The organism is Saccharopolyspora sp. ID03-671 (genome assembly GCF_045278815.1).
Taxonomy (GTDB): Bacteria; Actinomycetota; Actinomycetes; order Mycobacteriales; family Pseudonocardiaceae; genus Saccharopolyspora; species Saccharopolyspora ipomoeae.
The window spans coordinates 818,350-838,040 of record NZ_CP134054.1 but is presented as its reverse complement, the minus strand read 5'-3'; the positions used below and the strand labels follow the sequence as shown (position 1 = coordinate 838,040).

The 19,691-nt window shown below is 72.9% G+C and carries 15 protein-coding genes; 9 read left to right on the top strand and 6 right to left on the bottom strand.

All coding sequences use genetic code 11. From position 1 onward, the window contains the following. Positions 1–35 precede the first annotated feature (35 nt). Positions 36–233 (bottom strand): hypothetical protein, encoded by a 198-nt coding sequence (locus tag REH65_RS04025; protein WP_281455853.1) that lies wholly within the window; start codon positions 231–233, stop codon positions 36–38. Between the two features lie 138 nt (positions 234–371). On the opposite strand from REH65_RS04025, the gene REH65_RS04020 reads away from it, so the two are divergent. The 8 genes from REH65_RS04020 (at position 372) to hpnH (ending at position 9,645) form a co-directional block, all read left to right on the top strand. Further along, positions 372–1,565: a dipeptidase gene (locus REH65_RS04020; protein ID WP_281455854.1), complete on the top strand. Its 1,194-nt coding sequence runs from the start codon at positions 372–374 to the stop codon at positions 1,563–1,565. A 346-nt stretch (positions 1,566–1,911) separates the two neighbouring features. Beyond that, a complete protein-coding gene (gene hpnC / locus REH65_RS04015) occupies positions 1,912–2,820 on the top strand; it encodes a squalene synthase HpnC (protein ID WP_281455855.1) in 909 nt (302 codons plus the stop codon). Beyond that, positions 2,817–3,680, top strand: a complete 864-nt coding sequence (gene hpnD, locus REH65_RS04010; RefSeq protein WP_406691331.1) for a presqualene diphosphate synthase HpnD — start codon at positions 2,817–2,819, stop codon at positions 3,678–3,680. The genes hpnC and hpnD overlap by 4 nt, the downstream gene beginning before the upstream one ends. Beyond that, positions 3,677–5,038, top strand: a complete 1,362-nt coding sequence (hpnE, locus tag REH65_RS04005; RefSeq protein ID WP_406691330.1) for a hydroxysqualene dehydroxylase HpnE — start codon at positions 3,677–3,679, stop codon at positions 5,036–5,038. The genes hpnD and hpnE overlap by 4 nt, the downstream gene beginning before the upstream one ends. Continuing rightward, positions 5,035–6,042: a polyprenyl synthetase family protein gene (locus REH65_RS04000; RefSeq protein ID WP_406691329.1), complete on the top strand. Its 1,008-nt coding sequence runs from the start codon at positions 5,035–5,037 to the stop codon at positions 6,040–6,042. The genes hpnE and REH65_RS04000 overlap by 4 nt, the downstream gene beginning before the upstream one ends. After that, the gene (gene shc, locus REH65_RS03995; protein WP_406691328.1) at positions 6,039–7,979 is read left to right on the top strand and encodes a squalene--hopene cyclase; all 1,941 of its coding nucleotides are present in this window, start codon (positions 6,039–6,041) and stop codon (positions 7,977–7,979) included. The genes REH65_RS04000 and shc overlap by 4 nt, the downstream gene beginning before the upstream one ends. A 2-nt stretch (positions 7,980–7,981) precedes the next feature. Further along, complete coding sequence (locus REH65_RS03990; RefSeq protein WP_406691327.1) at positions 7,982–8,641, top strand: hypothetical protein; 660 nt, start codon at positions 7,982–7,984, stop codon at positions 8,639–8,641. A 2-nt stretch (positions 8,642–8,643) separates the two neighbouring features. After that, on the top strand, positions 8,644–9,645 hold the full coding sequence (gene hpnH / locus REH65_RS03985; RefSeq protein ID WP_281455860.1) for an adenosyl-hopene transferase HpnH: 1,002 nt from the start codon (positions 8,644–8,646) through the stop codon (positions 9,643–9,645). A gap of 162 nt (positions 9,646–9,807) precedes the next feature. Here the strand turns inward: hpnH and REH65_RS03980 are convergent, their stop codons facing one another. The 4 genes from REH65_RS03980 to REH65_RS03965 all read right to left on the bottom strand — a co-directional run bounded on the left by REH65_RS03980 (position 9,808) and on the right by REH65_RS03965 (position 14,470). Then, positions 9,808–10,494: an SDR family NAD(P)-dependent oxidoreductase gene (locus tag REH65_RS03980; RefSeq protein WP_406691326.1), complete on the bottom strand. Its 687-nt coding sequence runs from the start codon at positions 10,492–10,494 to the stop codon at positions 9,808–9,810. Further along, on the bottom strand, positions 10,491–11,399 hold the full coding sequence (locus REH65_RS03975; protein WP_406691325.1) for a DMT family transporter: 909 nt from the start codon (positions 11,397–11,399) through the stop codon (positions 10,491–10,493). The genes REH65_RS03980 and REH65_RS03975 overlap by 4 nt, the downstream gene beginning before the upstream one ends. Beyond that, on the bottom strand, positions 11,396–13,762 hold the full coding sequence (locus REH65_RS03970; protein ID WP_406691324.1) for a wax ester/triacylglycerol synthase domain-containing protein: 2,367 nt from the start codon (positions 13,760–13,762) through the stop codon (positions 11,396–11,398). The genes REH65_RS03975 and REH65_RS03970 overlap by 4 nt, the downstream gene beginning before the upstream one ends. Positions 13,763–13,837: 75 nt before the next feature. Further along, positions 13,838–14,470: a carbonic anhydrase gene (locus REH65_RS03965; protein WP_406691323.1), complete on the bottom strand. Its 633-nt coding sequence runs from the start codon at positions 14,468–14,470 to the stop codon at positions 13,838–13,840. 939 nt (positions 14,471–15,409) lie between these two features. On the opposite strand from REH65_RS03965, the gene REH65_RS03960 reads away from it, so the two are divergent. Then, positions 15,410–18,349, top strand: coding sequence for a BTAD domain-containing putative transcriptional regulator (locus REH65_RS03960; protein ID WP_406691322.1), 2,940 nt, complete (start codon positions 15,410–15,412; stop codon positions 18,347–18,349). Here the strand turns inward: REH65_RS03960 and REH65_RS03955 are convergent. Next, on the bottom strand, positions 18,327–19,526 hold the full coding sequence (locus REH65_RS03955) for an APC family permease (protein ID WP_406693077.1): 1,200 nt from the start codon (positions 19,524–19,526) through the stop codon (positions 18,327–18,329). The two genes, REH65_RS03960 and REH65_RS03955, sit on opposite strands and share 23 nt — an antisense overlap. Between the last annotated feature and the right edge of the window lie 165 nt (positions 19,527–19,691).

Here is a 19,691-nt window from a genome sequence, read left to right as displayed (position 1 = left end):
CCGGGAGCGCGCCGCGGCCTCGACGGCTGAGCTCGTCAACTGTCGACGATGGAGTGGTACTCCGTGAGCTGCGCGACGTAGCCGTCGATCTGCTCGTCGAGCTCGGCGAGCCGGGCGCGCAGCCGTTGCGCTTGCTGCGTCGAGGCGCCGGGGAGCTGCGCCGCGAGGTGCCCGTACTCGGCCAGCACCGCGGGGAGGTTGCTGGTGTCCTGCTGCCTGGGAATTCGCTCCATATGCCGATGGTGCGGCCGAACGCCCGATTCGTCGATTCGATCTACGGCGTGGCTTCGCACCCTGGTCGGGTGATCTCGACGGGATATGCTCAGCCGGAACGACCGACCGGGTGAATCGAACCGGAACGAGGGAGTCCGATGAGCGAAGCGGACGTGGTGGCCCAGGCGCGGAACCTGCTCGAGGTGACGCCGGTGCTCGACGGCCACAACGACCTGCCCTGGGCGTTGCGCCAGCAGGTCCGCTACGACCTCGACCAGCGCGACATCGCCGCCGACCAGACCGGCAGGCTGCACACCGACCTCGCCCGGCTGGACGCGGGCGGCGTCGGCGGCCAGTTCTGGTCGGTCTACGTGCCGACCTCGCTGCAGGGCGACGACGCGGTGAGCGCGACGCTGGAGCAGATCGACTGCGTCAAGGCCCTCGCCGCCCGCTACCCGCACCGGCTGCGCTTGGCCAACACCGCCGACGAGGTCGAGGCCGCCCGCGCCGACGGCAAGATCGCCTCGCTGATGGGCGCCGAGGGCGGGCACTCCATCAACTGCTCGCTGGCGACCCTGCGGGCGTTCTACGACCTGGGCGTGCGCTACCTGACGCTGACCCACAACGACAACACCCCGTGGGCCGACTCGGCTACCGACGAGCCCGCCGCGAACGGCCTGACCCGCTTCGGCGAGGAGGTCGTGCGCGAGATGAACCGGATGGGCATGCTCGTCGACCTCTCGCACGTCGCCGCCGACACCATGCGCGACGCGCTGCGCGTCAGCCGGGCCCCGGTGCTGTTCTCGCACTCCTCCTCGCGCGCGGTGTGCACGCACCCGCGCAACATCCCCGACGACGTGCTCGCCCAGCTGCCCGGCAACGGCGGCGTGGCGATGGCGACGTTCGTGACCAAGTTCGTGCTGCAGGAGTCGGTGGACTGGACCGCCGCCGCGCAGCGCGAGCTGGTCGCCCAGGGCTTCGACGAGCTGGACAGCTCGGAGGCGGCCAAGGAGGTGCTGCGCAAGTTCGAGGAGGCCAACCCGCAGCCGACGGCCACCGCCAAGACCGTGGCCGATCACCTCGACCACATGCGGGAGGTCGCCGGGATCGACCACATCGGCGTCGGCGGTGACTTCGACGGCACGATGTTCCTGCCGGAGGACCTCGACGACGTCTCCGGTTACCCGAACCTCATCGCCGAGCTGCTGGACCGCGGCTGGTCGGAGACCGATCTGGGCAAGCTGACCTGGCACAACGGCGTGCGCGTGCTGCGCGACGCCGAGCGGGTGGCCGCGGAGCTGCAGCGGACCGAGTCGCCGTCGATCGCCACCATCGACGAGCTCGACGCCTGATCCGAGCGGGCTTCGCGCCCGCGGCACCACACCTCCGCTGCGCCGACCCGGTGATCCGGGTCGGCGCAGCGTCGTCTCCTCCGTCGCAGTCGGTAGTCGACTGGTCCAAAGTGGTCAGGTCGTGCCACTCGATCCGGCCACCTGCTGGCGAGTCGGCGCGAGCCCGTTCCCCGGGATGTCCAATATGGAACCGGGGGGAAGGTGCTTGGTCGAACACCGGCGCGAATCACCGTGATTCACGGGTTTCCTCGTGGTTCGCGGGGGTTCCCGGTTCGCCCTGCGCTGCCGCAGGGGCGCTCATACGATGCCGGTTGCGCCTCCTGGCCGGTGGATAGGAGGAGGACCGATGGTCTTGTCGTTGCCGGACGAGACGCTGTCCGGTGAGGATCCCGAACACCCGGAGGGGTCAGGGCGTTCGGGCGAGTTCCCGCGCAGCGCCGCGGTGCTGGCGCGGATGCGTTCCGAGAACTTCCCGGTGGCCTCCCGCGTCCTGCCCCGGGGCGTGCGCAGGCACCTGCACGCGCTCTACGGCTACTTCCGGCTCGTCGACTACGCCGGCGACGAGGCGCCCGGCAACCGCGAGGCGCTGCTGGACTTCCTCGAACACGACCTCGAACGCGCCTACGCGGGTTCCGCGCGGCTGCCGCTCATGCGGGGGCTGCAGGAGACCGTCGCCGAGTGCGCGATCCCGGTGTCCACACTGGCCAAGCTGATCGAGGCCAACCGCCGCGACCAGCACGTCAAGCGCTACGCGGACTTCGCCGAGCTGCTGGACTACTGCGCGCTGTCGGCCAACCCGGTGGGGGAGTCGGTGCTGCACGTGTTCGGCCGCGCCGAGGAGGGGCTGATCGCGCTGTCCGACCGGGTCTGCACCGCCCTGCAGATCCTGGAGCACCTCCAAGATCTCGCCGAGGACCACCGGGCGGGCCGGATCTACGTGCCCGCCGAGGACCTCGCGCGCTACGGCTGCCAGGAGCTCGACCTGGCGGCTCCGCGCGCCTCCACCGCGCTGCGCGGGCTGGTGCGCTTCGAGGTCGAGCGCGCTCGCCGCATGCTGCGGGACGGCAGCGTGCTCGTCGGTGCCCTGTCGGGAACCGCGCGGGTGGCCGTGGCCGGCTACGTCGGTGGAGGGCTGGCCACGGTCGCCGCGTTCGCCGCGGCCGGACACGACCCGCTGGCCGCACCGGTCAGCCCGAGCAGGTCGCGCACCTTCGCCGAGTGGGCGCGGCTGCACGCGATGGGAGGAACCCGGTGACGCAACCGACTCGGATCCGCGACGCCTACCTGGAGTGCGAGCGGATCACCCGCGCGCAGGCGCGCAACTTCTCCTACGGCATCCGGCTGCTGCCGGGCCCGAAGCGCCGCGCGCTGTCGGCGGTCTACGCCTTCGCCCGCCGCATCGACGACATCGGTGACGGGGAGCTGCCGCGCGAGGAGAAGCTGCGCGAGCTCAAGCAGTGCCGCGAAGCCGTGCACCAGGCCTCGATCGGCTCGACCGACCCGGTGCTGGCCGCGCTGGCCGATGCCGCGAGCCGGATGCCGCTGCCGCTGGAGGCGTTCGACGAGCTCATCGACGGCTGCGAGGCCGACGTGCGCGGCACGAGCTACGCGACCTTCGACGAGCTGCTGCACTACTGCCGCTGCGTGGCCGGGACGATCGGCAGGTTGTCGCTGGGCGTGTTCGGCACCGACGACCCCAGCACCGCCACGGAGCGCGCCGACGCGCTCGGGGTGGCGCTGCAGCTGACCAACATCCTGCGCGACGTCCGGGAGGACCAGCTCAACGGGCGGGTCTACCTGCCCGCGGGCGATCTCGCGCACTTCGGCGTCCGGCTGGAGCCGGGCGGCGGTTTCGTCGAGGACACCACCCGCTGGAACCGGCTGGTGCGCTTCCAGGCCGCTCGCGCCGAACGCTGGTACACCGAGGGGTTCCGGCTGCTGCCGATGCTGGACCGGCGCTCGCGCGCCTGCTGCGCGTCGATGGCCGGGATCTACCACGAGCTGCTGGTGCGCATCGCCTCCAACCCGAACGCCGCGATGCGCGAGCGCACGTCGTTGACGGGGTGGCGCAAGGCCGGAGTGGCGGCCCGATCGCTGGCGGGGATGGCGCCGTGAGCCGGGGGAGCGTCGTGGTCGTCGGCGGTGGTCTGGCCGGGATCACCGCCGCGCTGGAGTGCCGCGAGCGCGGCTACGCCGTGCAGCTGCTGGAGGCGCGTCCGAGGCTGGGCGGCGCCACCTACTCGTTCGCGCGCGGCGAGCTGCTCGTCGACACCGGCCAGCACGTGCTGCTGCGCTGCTACAGCGCCTACCTCGACCTGCTGCGCAGGATCGGCGCGGCCGACGGGGTGCGGATGCAGCAGCGCTTCGCGGTCCCGGTGCTCAGCCCCGGCGCCGCGCCCGCGACGCTGCGGCGCTGGAACCTGCGCGCCCCGGCCCACCTCACCCCGGCGCTGCTGGGGTACCGGAGGCTGAGCGTGCTGCAGCGGGCCCGGGTCGTGCGCACCGCGCTCGCGCTGCGCAAGCTCGACCCCGCTGATCCGGCGCTGGACGAGCAGAGCTTCGGGCAGTGGCTGCGGGACCGGGGTGAGACGCCGCGCGCGGTGGACGCGCTGTGGGGCCTGCTGGCGGTGGCGGCGCTCAACGCCGAACCGGAGAACGCATCGATGGCCTTGGCCGCCAAGGTGTTCCGCACCGGAGTGCTCGACTCGGCGTCCGCCTGCGACATCGGCATCCCGCAGCGCCCGCTGTCGCAGCTGCACGGCGAGGCCGGGCTGCGGGCGCTGACGGCGGCGGGCGCGCAGGTGCGGCTGCGCTGCAAGGTGCGCGCGATCCGTCGTGGCCCCAACGGTTTTCAGATTCCCGTGGACGACCAGGCCGGGCAGGCGGAGCTGTCCGCCGACTCGGTGGTCGTGGCGACGCCGCACCCGGCCGCGGCCGGGCTGCTGGCCGACCTGCCGGTGCGCGGTGCGTGCGACTGGGCGCGGCTGTCGTCGGCGCCGATCGTGAACGTCCACGCCCACTTCGACCGGCAGGTCACCGACCTGGAGATGGCCGCCGCGCTGGACTCACCGGTGCAGTGGGTCTTCGACCGCACCCGCATCTCCGGGGCGCGCACCGGCCAGTACCTGGCGCTGTCGCAGTCGGCGGCCCAGCAGGAGCTCGGGATGCGCACCGAGGACCTGCGCGAGACCTTCCTGCCCGCGCTGCGGGACCTGTTCCCCGCCGCCCGGCAGGCGCAGCTGCTGGACTTCTTCGTCACCCGCGAACCCCACGCCACCTTCCGGCAGGCACCGGGCACCGCGTCGCTGCGGCCGCGGGCCCGCACCAACGTGCCGGGGCTGGTGCTGGCCGGGGCCTGGACCGCGACCGGCTGGCCGGACACCACCGAAGGCGCCGTGCGCAGCGGGAACAGCGCCGCCGAGGTGGTCGAGGGCAGGCAGCGATCACCGCAGAGCGTGGAGGTGACGGCATGACCGCAGTCCTGCCCCTGGCGTTGCGCAGCGCCAAGGAATCGGTGGAACCCGCGCTGCGCTCGGCGGTGGCGCGTCTCGACGTCGACACCCGCCGGGTCGCCGAGTACCACTTCGGCTGGAGCGACGCCCAGGGCGCGCCCACCGACGCCGGGGGCAAGGCGCTGCGCCCGGCGCTGGCGCTGGCCGCCAGCGAGATCGCCTGCGGTGACCCGGAATCCGGCGTCGCCGGTGCCGCTGCGGTGGAGCTGGTTCACAACTTCTCGCTGCTGCACGACGACTTGATGGACGGCGACGCCTCGCGCAGGCACCGGCCCACCGCCTGGACCGTGTTCGGTTCCTCGCCGGCGATCCTGGCCGGTGACGCGCTGCTGGCGGTCGCACCCGAGGTGCTGCTGGAATCCGCCGCGCCGCACGCCTCGGTGGCGGTGCGGTCGCTGTCGGCGACCACCCGGGTGCTCATCGCCGGCCAGGCCGCCGACCTCGACTTCGAGAGCCGCACCGACGTCGACCTCACCGAGTGCTTGAGCATGGCGCACGACAAGACCGCCGCGCTGCTGGCCTGCGCCTGCTCCATCGGGCCGCTGAGCGCGGGCGCGCCGCGCGGGACGGTGCGCGCGCTGCACGGCTACGGCACCGAGCTGGGGATGGCGTTCCAGCTCGTCGACGACCTGCTGGGCCTGTGGGGAGACCCGGAGGTCACCGGCAAGCCGGTCCTGTCGGACCTGCGCACCCGCAAGAAGTCGGTCCCGGTGGTGCACGCCCTGACCTCCGGCACCGCAGCGGGCGAGCGGCTCTCGGAGCTCTACGAGCAGTCCGAGCCGCTCACCGAGGAGCAGTTGCACGAAGCCGCCGAGATGGTGCGCCGCGCCGGTTCCGAGGACTGGACGCGACGGGAGTGCCGGCGTCGGCTGGAGCGCGCGGAGGCGGCGCTGGAAGCCGGATCGCTGGGCGACACCGCGGCACTGGGAGAGCTCGCCGAATTCGTCGTACGGAGGAAGCTTTGACCGATCAGCTGCAACAGTCCGCGCGAACCGCCGCCACGGCGGTGGAGATCCCCAGCCAAGGGGCGGCGCGCGCCGACGCGCGGATGGCCGCGCTGGCCGCCCGGGACCACCTGCTGTCGTTGCAGAGCCCGGAGGGCTGGTGGAAGGGCGAGCTGCAGACCAACGTGACGATGGACGTCGAGGACCTGCTGCTGCGGCAGTTCCTCGGCATCCGCACCGACGCCGAGACCGAGCAGGCGGCCCGCTGGATCCGGTCGCAGCAGCGCGAGGACGGTACCTGGGCGACGTTCCACGGCGGCCCCGGCGACCTGTCGACCACGGTCGAGGCCTACACCGCGCTCAAGCTCGCCGGCGACGACGTCGAGGCCGCGCACATGCGGCTCGCGCGCGAGTGGGTCCTGGCGCACGGCGGGCTGGAGGAGACCCGGGTGTTCACCCGGATCTGGCTGGCGCTGTTCGGCGAGTGGTCCTGGGACGACCTGCCGGCCATGCCGCCGGAGGTGGTGCTGCTGCCGAAGTGGTGCCCGCTCAACGTCTCCGACTGGGCCTGCTGGGCGCGGCAGACCGTGGTGCCGCTGACCGTGGTGTGCACCCTGCGGCCGCGTCGCGACCTGGGCATCACCGTCCGCGAGCTGCGCTCCGGGCGACCGGCTTCGGCGCCGCGCCGCGAGTGGTCCTGGGCCTACGGCTTCCACAGCCTCGACCGCGTCCTGCACCGCTACCACCGGCGGCCGGTGAAGTCGCTGCGGCGGCACGCGATGCTGCGCGCCGCCGAGTGGATCGTGGCCCGCCAGGAGGCCGACGGCTCGTGGGGCGGTATCCAGCCGCCGTGGGTGTACTCGATCCTTGCGCTGCACCTGCTCGGCTACCCGATGAACCACCCGGTGATCGCGAAGGGGCTCGGCGGGCTGGAGCGGTTCCTCATCCGCGAGCAGACCCCGGAGGGCGCGGTGCGCAGGCTGGAGGCCTGCCAGTCGCCGGTGTGGGACACGGTGCTGGGCGTGCAGGCGCTGCACGATGCCGGGGTGCCCGGCGATCACCCGTCGCTGCGGCGCGCGGCGGACTTCCTGCTGGCCGAGGAGATCCGGGTCAAGGGCGACTGGGCCGTGCAGCGGCCCGAGCTGCCCGCGGGCGGGGGCTGGGCCTTCGAGTTCGACAACGACGGCTACCCCGACATCGACGACACCGCGGAGGTGCTGCTGGCGCTCAACCGCGTCGACCACCCCGATCCCGACGCGGTGCGCGGCGCGATCGCGCGCGGCTTGCGGTGGCTGCGCGGCATGCGCTCGAAGGACGGCGGCTGGGCCGCCTTCGACGCCGACAACACGCGGCAGCTGGTCCGCAAGCTGCCGTTCTGCGACTTCGGCGAGGTCATCGATCCGCCATCGGCGGACGTCACCGCGCACGTCGTGGAGGCGCTGGCGGTGCTCGGCGAGGACGACGAGGTGCTGCGCGGCGGCGTGAAGTGGTTGCTGGCCAACCAGGAGCGGGACGGGTCGTGGTTCGGGCGGTGGGGCGCCAACCACGTCTACGGCACCGGCGCCGTCGTGCCCGCCCTGGTGGCGGCCGGGGTCGATCGCCACCACCGCGCGCTGCGCGACGCCGCGCGATGGCTGGAGCAGCACCAGAACACCGATGGCGGCTGGGGCGAGGACCTGCGGTCCTACGACGATCCGCAGTGGATCGGGCGCGGCGCCTCCACCGCTTCGCAGACCGGGTGGGCGCTGATGGCGCTGCTGGCGATGAACCGGCACGACAGCGACGCCGTGCGTCGCGGCATCGGCTACCTGGCCAGGAGCCAGCGGGCCGACGGCGGCTGGGACGAACCGCAGTTCACCGGGACCGGGTTCCCCGGCGACTTCTACATCAACTACCACCTGTACCGGGTGATCTTCCCGCTGACCGCGCTCGGGCGCTACCTGCGGGACGGGGAGTGAACATGTCGACGAGGATGCTGATCTGCGCCCCGATGCGGCTGGAGGCCAGCGCGCTGCGCTCGGCCGCCGGGAACTCCGCGTCCGGCCAGGAAACCATGCGCACAACCGGGCTCGGGGCCGACTCGGTGACGGTGCGCCGCACCGGCTACGGCCCGAGCCGCAGCGCGAGCAGCGCGGTCCGGTTGCTGGCCGCCGACTTCGACGTCCTGGTGGTGGCCGGGCTCGCCGGTGGGCTGTCGCCCGACGTGCGCAGCGGTGACGTGATCGTCGCCGACGAGCTGCGCGGTCATCGCGAGGTGCTGCGATGCCAGGCCGCTGATTCGCTGGCCGCCGAACTCGTGCGCAGCGGGTTCCCGGTGCGCTGCGGGCCGATCGTGACCACCGACGCGCTGGTCCACGGCCAGCGCCGCGCTGACCTGGCGGCCACGGGCGCGCTGGCCGTGGACCTGGAATCGGCGGTGCTGGCCCAAGCCGCCGGGCACCGCCCGCTGGCGGTGGTGCGCGTCGTGGTCGACACCCCGCAGCACCCGCTGCTGCGGCCGGGCACCGTCCGCCGGGCGATGTCGGGGCTGGCGAGGCTGCACGCCGTGGGCTCGTGCCTGCGGCGGTGGGGCCGCCACATCCCGCCGGAAGTGCGCACCACCTGCGAGGAGGCGTTGTAGTCATGGGCATTCCCGTGCGCCAGGCGGTCCGCGTCGGCGCGTACCTGTTGAAGCAGAAGCTGGCGCGGCGCGAGAAGTTCGCGCTCACCCTGGAGCTGGAGCCGCTGTTCGCCTGCAACCTGGCCTGCGCCGGGTGCGGCAAGATCCAGCACCCGGCCAACGTGCTCAAGCAGCGGATGCCGGTCGAGCAGGCGTTGGCCGCGGTCGAGGAGTGCGGAGCCCCGGTGGTCTCGATCGCCGGGGGCGAGCCGCTGATGCATCCCGAGATCGACGTGCTGGTGCGGGAGCTGGTCAAGCGCAAGAAGTTCGTCTACCTGTGCACCAACGCGCTGCTGATGCCGCGCAAGATCGATGAGTTCGAGCCCTCGCCGTACTTCTCCTTCGCGGTGCACATCGACGGGTTGGAGGAGCGCCACGACGCCTCGGTGTGCAAGAAGGGCGTGTTCGCGCAGGCCGTGGACAACGTGAAGGACGCGCAGCGTCGCGGTTTCCGGGTGACCACGAACTCCACGTTCTTCACCACCGACACGCCGCAGTCGGTCATCGAGGTGCTGGACTTCCTCAACAACGAGCTCCAGGTCGACAAGATGATGCTCTCGCCGGCCTACGCCTACGACAAGGCACCGGACCAGGAGCACTTCCTCGGCGTGACCGAGACCCGCGAGCTGTTCAAGAAGGTCTTCGCCGACGGGCGGCGCAAGCGGTGGCGCTTCAACCACTCGCCGCTGTTCCTGGACTTCCTGGAGGGCAAGGTCGACTTCGACTGCACGGCGTGGGCGATCCCGTCGTACTCGCTCTACGGCTGGCAGCGGCCCTGCTACTTGATGGACGACGGCTACGCCCGCACCTACCGCGAGTTGCTGGAGGACACCGACTGGCAGGCGTACGGCCGGGGCAACGATCCGCGCTGCGCCAACTGCATGGCCCACTGCGGCTACGAGCCCACCTCGGTGCTGGCCACCCTCGGCTCCCTGCGGGAGTCGCTGCGCGCCTTGCGGAGCTGACCCGCACCGCGCAGCGTCGTCACCTCCGCTCGAGCACCGTGGCCGTGTCGCTGAGCGTGGGCAGCGGACAGTTCTAGTCCAAATCACCCATGATCAATATCCGTTTTGTCCGGACAGTTTGGACTAAAACTGTCCACTGCCCACCGACGCACCCGGAGTGGGTCAGCCGAAACGCCTTGCGAGGTGGTGGAAGGCCGTGGGTAGGGCGCCGTGGAGGCGGTCGGCCGCGATGAGCCAGCGGGGGACGAAGATCTCGGGACGGCCGCGCAGGACCGCGTCGACGAGGGCGTCGGCGACGCGGTCGGGTTCGACCATGCGCGGGAAGCGGCGGTCGTAGGCCCGGCCGTGGAAGAACGGGGTGCGCACGGCCCCCGGGAACACCGCGGTCGTGGTGACGCCCCGGTAGCGCAGGCTCGCCGCGAAGGCGCGCAGCCCCGCCTTGGTCGCCGCGTAGACGTCCTCGTCGCGGACGCCCACGACCGCCACCGACGCCACGAACGCCACCCGGGGCGGCAGCAGCGCGCGGGTCAGCCGCATCGGGACGGCCAGGTTCAGCTCGACGAGCCGGTCGATGTGGTGCGGTTCCATCTCCGCGAACGGTCCGGCCCAGCCGATCCCGGCGCTGTGCACCAGCAGGTCCACCCCGCGACCGGCCTCGATCACCTGCTGCAGACCGTCTTCGTCGGTGAGGTCGGCGGCCACGGCGCTGCCGCCCGCCCGGTCGGCGAGCGCGTCCAGGCGCGGTCGGTCGCGGCCGGTGAGCACGAGGTTCCAGCCGTCGGCGGCCAGCCGCAGTGCGGTGGCGGCGCCGATGCCCGACGAGGCACCGGTGACCAGAGCCCGGTTCATCCCCACGATCCCGGTTCCTCCTGCCTGGCGAGTTCGCGGGCGAGCTGCTCGCTGCGCCGCGCCAGCACGGCGATACCGCCGATCATGAGCGCGGCCGCGACCGCCTCCCCGGCGAGGATCGCGGGGGAGTGGGCGATGCGCTCGCCCAGCCAGCTCACGCCGATCGCCGCCGAGACCAGCGGGTCGACCGTGGTGATCACCGCCAGCGACGGCGACATCAACCGGCCCCGCTGGAACGTCTGCTGGCTGAGCAGGAACCCCATCGGCCCGATCACGCACACCACGTACAAGGTCCAGTGGCCGAACGGCTCGACCAGGCCTCCCGTGCGGAACTGCCCGGCCACCACCCGCATCAGGCCCGCCGTGACGCCGTAGAGCACGCCGGTGGCCACCGCCAGGCCCACCACGCCGAACTCGCCCGGCAGCCACCGCTCGGCCAGCAGCGACAGCACCACCACCAGTCCCAGCACGATCGCCAGCGGCAGCACCGGCGCACCCGTGAACTCGCTGCCCTGCCCGGAAGGCCGCGCCAGCACCAGGAACGCCGCCAGACCGCCCGCGCACGACAGCGCCCCCAGCGCCAGGACCCCGTCCATGCGCCGCCGGGCCAGCCACGCCGCGAACGCCGCGCCGAAGAGCACCGAGGTCACCAGCAGCGGCTGCACCAGCACCAGCGGCCCGAACGCCAACGCCACCACCTGCAGCGACAGGCCGACGATCACGGTCCCGATGCTGAGCACCCAGATCGGTTCGCGCACCAGGTCCCAGAACATCCGGGGGCTGAACGTCGCGACGCGCGGGACCTGCTTGGTCACCCGGTGCTGGATGGCGCTGGCCAGCCCGAAGCTCGCGGCGCCCACCACCGCGGCGGGCACGGCCACCACCAGCACCGTGCCCGAGCTCACCGGCGCTCCCGCAGCTCGTCGAACGCCTCCCGCAGGTGAGCGGCCAGCACGTGGGCCTCCGGGGCGAGCCCGGGGTCGGTGGTGACGCCGAAGCCGAACTCCTCGCCCCAGCCGATCGCGCCGATCGCCACGCCGACACCGTCGGCCAGCGACAGCACCGGCAGCACCCGGCTCAGCCGGGAACCGTTGATGTGCGCGGCACGTCGCCTCCCGGGCATCACCGAGACCACCGCGTTGAAGAACCGGTGACCGTAGATGCGGCGCACGACCCACGCGTGCAGCGGCGCGGGCAGCAGCCCGAGCCCGGCCAGCACGGCGCCCGCCGCTTCCGGCTGTCCGGAGTGGTCGGGCGCGGCCAGGGCGTCGGCGACGGCGCGGATCCGCCACACCAGCGGCATCGGCCCGACCGGCAGGTCCACCGACAGGGTGCGGGTGTGGTTGCCGGGAGCTTCGAGTCCCGCGCCGCCGCGGCCGGTGCGAGCCGTGCGCGGCACCATCACCCGGAACAGCGCACCGGTGCGCTTCTCGCCCAACGACCGGTGCAGCGCCTCGGCGACCAGCCCGATCAGCAGGGCGCTGCTGGTCACGCCGTGATCGCGGGCGTGCGCGCGGACCCGCACCGCGGGCAGCGCCAGGTGCCCGAAGCTGCGCGCCGGAGTGCTGCGCCCGGTCCACGCGCGGCTGGGCGAGCCGGCGGAGGTGGCCAGGCCGATGAGGCCGCGCAGCACCTCGCGCACCTGTCCGGTGCGCCCGACGGCGGCCGAGTGCGGGGTGGGGTGGGGCCCGTCGCAGAGCAGGCGCAGCAGCGTGCCGGTCACCGCCAGACCGTCGCCGAGGGCGTGGTGCATCTTCGCCAGCAGCGTCGCCCGGCCGGTGGCCGGGTCGTGCAGCAGGCGCAGCTCCCACGGCGGGCGGTCGGTGCGCACCGGGGTCGAGAAGAACTCGCTGATGAACGCCTCGGGGTCGTGCTCGGGGCGCAGCTCGCGGGAGCTGAGGTGCTCGACGGGGTCGACCGAGGCGTCGGCGATCCACTGCGGACGACGTCCGGTGCGCCGGGTCAGCCTGCGGGTGAGCATCGGCAGCCGCGGCGCGTGCTCGCGGATCCGGGCGGCGAGGTGCTCGGACCACTGGTGCGTGGAGTCCAGCGACGGTTCCAGCTGCAGGATCGCGCCGGTCTGCTGCGAGACCTCGGGAGTCGTGGCGTAGACGAAGAACGCGTCCTGCGCGCGCAGCGGACGCCTCCCGCGGTGCCGGGGGAGATCGGCCAGCGCGGCCACCTGCTCGTCGAACTCGGCTGCGCGGCAGTGCTTGAGCGCGCGTTCCTCCCGCTCGCCCACCTCCTGCGGGTCGGCGACCCAGCGGCGCAGCGTCGCGGTCAGCTGCGCTTCCTCCGGGCACAGCTCGGCCAGACCCGCGTCGGCCATCAGCTCGGCGTTGGCGCGGCCGTGCCCGGCGATCGGTTCGAACATGACCACCGCGCGCCCGCACGCCAGCGCCTCCAGCGCCGTCGCGCCGCCCGCGTTGGTGATCACCGCGTCCGAGCAGGCCATCAGACCGGGCATGTCGTCGACCCAGCCCAACGGCACCACCCGGGGATCTCCGCGCGCCAGCAGTCGTTCGCGCACCGCGTCGTTGCGGCCGCACACCACCAGCACGCGCGCCAGGCCCGGCGCTCGCAGCGCCGCGTCCACAGCCCGCTCCACCGCGCCGAAGCTCAACGCCCCGCACGCGACCAGCGCGGTGAAACCGGTTGCGGGGAAACCGAACTCGGTCCTCGCGGTGGCACGATCGCGCGGGTGGAACTCGCTGCGCACCGGCGGCACCGACACGGCACCGACCGCGTCCGGTTCGGCGCGGCGCATCGCGCGCAGGCTCGCCTCGCTCATCACGTAGTGCAGATCGGCTTCGGGGTAGACCCAGAACGGGTGCGGTGAGAAGTCCGACACCACCGCCGAGACAGGCACGTCGAGGCCGCCGCGCCTGCGCATCCAGTCCAGCCCGGCCGTGCCCAGCGGGTAGGTCGAGACGATCAGATCCGGTGCGAGACGGCGGATCTCGCGGCGCAGCAGCGGACCGCACCAGGCGCCGACGAAGCGCCGCGAAGCGGTGGCGAACCACCGGTACCGCCACAGCGCGTCGTAGAAGAAGTCGTAGAGCCACGGCGTCGACTCGACGTTGGTGACGTAGATCCAGTTGAACGCGCGCGGGACCCATCGGCCCATGATGCGCAGCGCGTCCAGCCACACCACCTCGCAGCCGGGCCAGACCCGGCGCGCGGCCTCCTCGACGGCGCGAGCGGTCGCGTTGTGGCCCTCACCGATGGTGGCGCTGATCAGCAGCACACGACGCGGCTGGAAGCTCACGCGACCGATTCCTTTCACCAAGCGTGCCTTCGCAGGCTAACGCGAGGTGCGGAGGTCGGCCCTCCGAGAAGCTCCTCAGGCGGCTTGCTGCTGGAGCGGGCCGTGGCTGGCCACGAGGCGGACCGTGCCGTCGGCCAGGCGGTAGGACAGGCCCGCGATCGCGCAGCGGCCCGCGGCGACTTCGTCGGCCAGCAGCGAGGAGCGTTCGAGGAGCAGTTCGCTGGTGCGCTGGATGTGGACGTCGACGATGTCGTCGACCTCCTCGTGCCCGCCCGCCTTGGCGGCCAGCACGCTGGGCGTGACCCGCTCGACGATGTCGCGCAGGTAGCCGGGCGGGTTGGTGCCCTCCAGGACCGCTTGGCGCGCGGCGACCACCGCGCCGCAGGAGTCGTGGCCGAGCACGACCACCAGCGGCGTGCCCAGCACGCCCACGCCGTACTCGATGCTGCCCAGCACCTCCGAGCCGGTGACCTGCCCGGCGGTGCGCACCACGAACAGGTCGCCCAGGCCGCGGTCGAAGATGATCTCCGCTGCGAGTCGCGAGTCCGAGCAGCCGAACAGGACGGCGAACGGGGTCTGCCCGGGAGCGAGGGACGCGCGGTGGTCCGCGTCCTGGTGGGGGTGCAGCCGGGCGCTGTCGACGAAGCGCTGGTTGCCTTCCATGAGGGTCGCGAAGGCTTCGGCCGGCGTGGAGGGCGTGCGGTTCATGGTGCTGAGATTAACCCAACCGGGTGGCGGTGGCAGTCCGCGAGTGGGGGAAGCCACGCCGGTGATCGGCGGTGTTTGATCTCGCAACGATCAGCGGTCCGTCGTAGGCTCGCACCTGCGGTGGTGAGGCGGGCGAGGGGGCCGCCTCACCACCGATCCGCTCGGAGACCGAAAGTGGTCCACACCGATGTTCCGCGGCGCATCCGGTATCCGGGCGTGAATCGAAATTCCCGCAATTCCGCGTGGTTTCGCCAGGTCAGAATCGGAATGCCGGACAATGGTGAAAATTGTTCGACGCAAGAGCTTGTGCGCTGTTCGGGTGAGCGTTCATCATCAAGGCGGATTCCGGTGGTGTCGACCACCGAGGTCTGGGGGATCAGCAGGCAACGCCAACACCTGGGGGGTGTAGCGATGGCTCATCGTTTCTTCTGGCAGCGCGTGTAGTTCGCGAGGTGAACTCCGCGGCGTGAACTCGCTTCGCGCGGCGGGAGTTCCGGTCATCAGCCCGCAGATGTCGTGAGCGGGATTCGGTTTCGGGAATCCACGTCGTCGCGGGACTCTCGGTCGACCGGCGGCACGTCGTCCCCGGATCCGGACGATCCGACGTCCATTCGGCGGGCGAACGCGCATTCCGGGGTGACGCATGCCCGGAATTGGTTCGATCCCGGTCTGGCGCGGTCGCGAGCACCGGGTGCTGCGCGCGGTCGCGCGGTCGACATGCCCCGTTCCGAGTCCGGATCCGGTATCGACCAGGTACTCGGTATCACTCGTTGGGGTGCCGCTCGTTGAGCCGCCCGGCGTTTTGCGGCCAATGTGCGCGGCGTGGCTTTCTCGTCGCTTTCTGGAGGCAGCGGCAGGGGGCCCCGATGCGGCAGTATTGTTCGTTTGTCATTTTCTGGGGGAAGCACGATGCGGTTCGAAGTTCTTGGACCGATTCGGATGATCGACGGGGACTCGACAGCACCGCTGACCGGCGCGTTGCGACGCCACCTGCTGGCCGTGCTGCTGGCCCGCGCCAACGAACCGGTCCCGGTCACCGTTCTGCTGGAAGCGCTGTGGGGTGAGCCGGGCGAGCAGGGGGCGCGCCGACTCCAGGTCCACGTCCACCGGCTGCGCCGGGAGCTGGACGAACCCGACCGGCTCACCCACGGGCCCGCCGGCTACTGCCTGCGCGTCGAGCCCGGCGAGCTCGACGCCGCGGTGTTCCGGGCGCTGCTCGACGAGGCCACCGGGGAAGCGGACCCGGCACGCGCGGCCGCCACCCTGCGGCACGCGCTGGGGCTGTGGCGCGGCAGGCCCTACCAGGAGATCGACCTGCCCGAGGTCGCGGCCGAGGTGGAACGGCTCGGCGAGCAGCGGCTGCTGGCCGTCGAGGAGCTCTACGCCGCCGAGCTGCGCGCGGGCAGGCACGAGGCCGTCGCCGGTGAGCTGCTGGAGACCGTGCACCACCACCCGCTGCGGGAACGGCTGCACGGGCTGCTCATGCTCGCCCTCTACCGCAGCGGACGGCAGGCCGAGGCGCTGTCTGCCTACCACCACGCGCGCGAGGTCCTCAACGACGAGCTCGGCCTCGACCCCGGCCCGGACCTGCGCGCGCTGCACGGCCAGATCCGCGCCGGGGAGGTCGTCGAGGTCTCCGCCCCTGCCGAGGTCCCGGCCCAACTCCCGCACTGCGCCACCGATTTCGTCGGTCGCGAGGTCGCGCTGTCCGAACTGGACCAGATCCTGGACGAGGGAACCCGCACCATCCCCATCGCGGTCATCGCAGGCACCGCCGGAGTCGGCAAGACCTCGCTGGCGCTGCGCTGGGCGCACCGGGTGAAGAGCCGCTTCCCGGACGGCCAGCTGCACGCCGACCTGCGCGGCTTCGGCACCGACACCCCGGCCGAGCCCGGCGACGTGCTCGCCGGTTGGCTGCGGGCGATGGGCGTCGACGGCAAGGACGTGCCGCTGGACGTGGCCGAACGCGGTGCCCGGCTGCGCAGCCTGCTCGACGGGAAGCGGGTGCTGCTGGTGCTCGACAACGCCGTCAGCGCCGACCAGGTGCGCCCGCTGCTGCCCGGGAACGCCCACTGCGCGGTGCTGATCACCAGCCGCGACCAGCTCAACGGCCTGGTCGTCGGGCAGGGCGCGCAGCGGGTCGAGCTGGACCGGATGACCGTCCACGAGGCGCGGTTGCTGCTCAAGGAACTGCTCGGGGACCTGGTCACCGACTCCGACGCCGTCGACGAGCTCATCGAGTGCTGCGCCCGGCTGCCGCTGGCGCTGCGCATCGCCGCCGAACGGGTCCGGCGGAACCGCAACCGCGGCATCGACCAGACCGTCGCCGAGTTCGGCTGCGCCCAAGCGCGGCTGGACCTGCTCGACAGCGGCGACCCGCAGGCGTGCGTGCGGACCATATTCGCGGCCTCCTACCGGAACCTGTCGGAGACCGAGGCCCGGCTGTTCCGGCTGATCGGCCTGCACCCGGGCCACGAGGTCGACGCCCACTCGCTGACCGCGCTGGCCGGGGACGGCGACGTCCGCGCCACCCGGCGCGGGCTGGCGGAACTGGCCCGCGCGCACCTGGTGGAGGAGGTCGGGGACAAGCGGGTCCGGTTGCACGACCTGCTGGCCACCTACGCCGAGGAGCTGTGCGAGCTCACCGAGACCGCCGCCGAGCGGCGGGACGCGCTGCGGCGGCTCTACGACTACTTCCTCCAGGCGGCCACCGCCGCGACCGGGTTACTCGCGCCCGGAGCGCTGCCCGAACGCGACACCGGCTACGAGATCCCGGCGATGCGCGACCACGAGGACGCGGCCGGCTGGCTGGACGCCAAGCTTGAGACCATGACGCGCATCGCCGAGACCGTCGACGGCGAACTCGCCCACTACGCCGTCGATTTCGCCGTCGTTCTCGACGCCGCGCTCGACTTCGGCTGGCACGTCGACGAAGCCGAGCGGCTCCACGGCCGGGCCCGCGAGATCGCCCACCGCACCGGCGACCGGGCCGCCGAGGGCATCGTGCTGCGCGGGCTCGGCATCGCGCACTTCCGGCGCAACCGGTTCGAGTCGGCGCGACGCCTGCTGGAGGAGGCGCTGGAACTGGCCGACGGGCCGGGGGCGACCGCGACGGTGCTGCTGAGCCTGGGGGAGGTGTGCGTGTTCACCGGCCACACCGAGCGCGCGCTGGAACACCTGCGGCGCTCAGCCCGGCTGTACCAGCAGGCGGGGCTGCGGCTGCTGGGACTGCGGCCGATGATCTGCATGGGGCGGTTGCACCGCAGGTGGGGGCGCCACGAGGCGTCGCTGGTCTGCCTGCAGGAGGCCTCGCGGGTGGCCGCCGCGCACGGCTACCGGCCCGCTGAGGCCGACGCGTCCTACGCGCTGGCCGGTCTGCACCGCGACGCCGGCCGCTACGCCGAGGCCGCCGAGCACGCCGAGCGGGCCCTGGTGCTGGCCCGCCGCACCCGGTTCCGGTTCCTGGAGGGCATGGCGCTGCACCGGCTGGGCACCATCCGCCGCTGCCTCGGCGACTACCCGCAGGCGCTGGAGAGTCACCGCGCGACGCTGGTGCTCGCCCGCCAGATGCGGTCGGCGACGATGGAGGCGATGGCGCTGACCGCCACGGCCGAGACGCACGTGGCGATGGGCGACGACGTCGAGGCCACCCGCTGCCTGCTGCACGCGCTCGGCGTCGCCAACAGCGGCCCCAGCCACTACGTGCGGGCCCGCGCCCACACCGGGCTCGGGGATCTGCACCGCGCGGCGGGACGGCACGACTCGGCCCGGCGCCACTGGGAGACCGCCGTCCGGATCTACGAGGCCCTGGACGCGCCCGAGGCCGGTGACCTGCGGCGGAGGCTGAGCGAGGTGATCACGCCGCGCGTGCCCTGCTGACCAGGCGGCCGAGCAGGCCGATCGCGAACACCCCGAGCCCGACGGCCACCGAGGTCCACGGCAGGGTCGCGGCCAGCAGCAGGCACCCGGTCAGGCCCGCGACGTTGAGCGCCTTCGGCCAGCGCCGCTCCGAGGCCGGTTGGGTGAACGCCGAGGCGTTGGCGATCGCGTAGTACACCAGCACGCCGAAGCTGGAGAAGCCGATCACCCCGCGCAGGTCGGTGGTCAGCACCAGCGCGATCACCACCGCGGCGAGGGTGAGCTCGGCGTGGTGCGGCACCTGGAACCTCGGGTGCACGGCCGCCAGGAACCGCGGCAGGTCGCCCTCCCGCGCCATCGCCAGACCCGTGCGGCCGACACCGGCGATCAGCGCCAGCAGCGCGCCGAGGCCGGCGGTCGCCGCGCCGAACCGCACCACCGGAGCCAGCCCCGGGTGCCCGGCTGCGGTGAGCGCGTCGGCCAGCGGAGCGGCGCTGGTCGCCAGCTCGTGCGGACCGAGCACCCCCAGCAGGGCCAGTCCCACGCCCGCGTAGACCACCGCGGCGATCGGCAGCGCCAGCAGGATCGCGCGCGGGATCGTGCGCGCCGGATCGCGCACCTCCTCGCCGAGCGTCGCGATGCGCGCGTACCCGGCGAAGGCGAAGAACAGCAGCCCGGCGGCCTGCAGCACGCCGAGCGGACCGTGCGGCAGCCAGTCGGGCGGCCCGCCGGTTCCGGCCGCCGGTGCGCTCAGCGCGGCGAAGCCGACGAGCACCAGCAGCACCACGACCAGCAGGGCGCGGGTCAGCTGAGCGGTGCGGGTGATGCCCACGCAGTTCACCGCCGCCAGCACCGCCACGGCCAGCGCGGCGGCCGGGCGCTCGAAACCCGGGGCCGCGTAGGCGGCGAACGTCAGCGCCATCGCGGCGCAGCTGGCCGTCTTGCCGATCACGAAGCCCCAGCCCGCGGTGAACCCCCACCAGTGACCCAGCCGCGCCCGCCCGTAGACGTAGGTTCCGCCGGACGCCGGGTGCACCGCGGCCAGCTGCGCCGAGCTCGTCGCGTTGCAGTAGGCGATGAACCCGGCGATGACCAGTGAGAGCAGCAGACCGCTCCCGGCGGCGGCAGCGGCCGGGGCGAACACCGCGAACACCCCGGCACCCAGCATCGAGCCGAGACCGATCGCGGTCGCGTCCATCGTGCCCAGGCGCCGGGCCAGCGGAGCCCCCGGCTGGTTCGTCGTCACGCCGGGGACAGTAGATCAGCGGTGCGCGGTGAGGAAGTGCGCGGGAACGCGCGCGTCGACCACCGGTGACCCGCCTCGGTGCTCGGCGGGCGGGTCCGCTCCCGTCGGCCTCCGCGT